Origin of the sequence: Pararhodospirillum oryzae (genome assembly GCF_007992075.1) — a bacterium.
Classification (GTDB): domain Bacteria; phylum Pseudomonadota; class Alphaproteobacteria; order Rhodospirillales; family Rhodospirillaceae; genus Pararhodospirillum; species Pararhodospirillum oryzae.
Genome location: NZ_BJZO01000191.1, coordinates 1 through 964 on the forward strand (window position 1 = coordinate 1; position 964 = coordinate 964).

A 964-nucleotide genomic window follows, 5' to 3' on the forward strand; every position below is an offset into this window, starting at 1 on the left:
TACCAACGGCGGGGGAGGCTGACTCTCGCGCGGCGGCAAGATGGTTTTCAAGAAGTTTGCGATGTGATTCACTTCCCGCAAGGTGTTTCGGCGATATGAGGTGAGGTCATGTCGGCTGCGGTCAAAATGACGCGAAACGATCTGGATGCAAACGGGCTGAGGCGGGAAGCGTCGAAAGCGCGCGATGGCGATGTCGCGCGGCGTTTACTGGCGTTGGCGCTCATCCACGAGGGAAAATCCCGCGCGGAGGCCGCAGAAACGACGGGAATGGACCGACAAACGCTTCGTGACTGGGTTCATCGTTACAATGAGTTTGGCATTGATGGGCTGACTGACCGCAAGGCGCCTGGCCGCCGCCCCCTGCTGACGGCGGAACAGATGGAGGAGGTGGCGGGCTGGGTGCGGACGGGACCGGACATCGAAACGGATGGAATCGTGCGCTGGCGCCGCCGCGACCTCGCGGCCCGGATCAGCGACCGGTTCGGCGTGACGCTGGCCGAGCGTAGCGTCGGCGACCTGTTGCGCCGCTTGGGGTTCCGGCATCTGTCGTGCCGGCCTCGACATCCCCGCCAGGATCCCCAAGCCCTTGAGGCGCATAAAAAAACTTCGCGGACTTGGTCGCCAGCGCGATCCCGGAGCATGCTCGAAAGCGGCCGCTCGAACTGTGGTGGCAAGACGAGGCCCGCATCGGGCAGCAGGGAACTCTGACCTACGTTTGGGCCGAGAAGGGCTCCAGGCCGCGCCGGCTCAAGGATACCCGCTACTCCTGGGCGTACATCTTCGGCGCCGTGTGCCCCGCCCGCAACGTCGGTGCCGCCCTGGTTCTGCCCTATGCCAATGCTGAAGCCATGAACCTGCACCTGGTCGAGATCGCCTCTCAAGTCCAGCCGGGGCATCACGCGGTCGTCATTCTCGACGGCGCCGGATGGCATCAATCCGGCGGAAAATTGGTGCTGCCGGATAA

General features: G+C 64.0%; 1 pseudogene. It reads left to right on the forward strand.

Annotated elements, in window-relative coordinates:
- Positions 1-108: 108 nt before the first annotated feature.
- Positions 109-964: pseudogene (locus tag ROR02_RS16450) on the forward strand (IS630 family transposase); the annotation flags it as partial.